This is a genomic window from Streptomyces sp. SID12501, from assembly GCF_010550245.1.
GTDB lineage: Bacteria > Actinomycetota > Actinomycetes > Streptomycetales > Streptomycetaceae > Streptomyces.
Genome location: NZ_JAAGLU010001037.1, coordinates 1 through 388, shown reverse-complemented (window position 1 = coordinate 388; position 388 = coordinate 1). Strand labels below are relative to the sequence as shown.

Below are 388 nucleotides of genomic sequence, written 5' to 3'. Positions count from 1 at the left end.
ACGCCGCCGAGCGCGGTCTGGAGCGGGTTGCCGGTGCCCAGGGCGTTCCAGGGGTCCATCACGTCGTCGTGGCCGAAGGCCACGTTCACCCCGGCCGCCAGCATCTCCTTGACCTGGGTGAGGCCGCGCCGTTTGGGATAGGCGTCGAAGCGGCCCTGGAGGTTGAGGTTCGCGAACGGGTTGGAGACGAGGTTGATCCCGGCGCGGGACAGCAGCCGTTGGAGTTTGAAGCTGTACGCGCCGCCGTAGGAACCCATGGCGGTCGTGTGGGAGGCCGTCGCGCGTTCGCGCAGCCCGGTGCGCAGCGCGAGCGTGGCCAGGACCTCCACGAAGCGGGACTGTGCGTCGTCGATCTCGTCGCAGTGCGCGTCGATGCGCAGGCCCCGTT

General features: G+C 69.8%; 1 protein-coding gene. It reads right to left on the bottom strand.

Features of this window, described 5'->3' with window-relative positions; genetic code table 11:
* Positions 1-388, bottom strand: a 388-nt coding sequence (locus G3I71_RS49705; protein WP_164325585.1) for an amidohydrolase family protein, incomplete at both ends; no start/stop codon positions are given.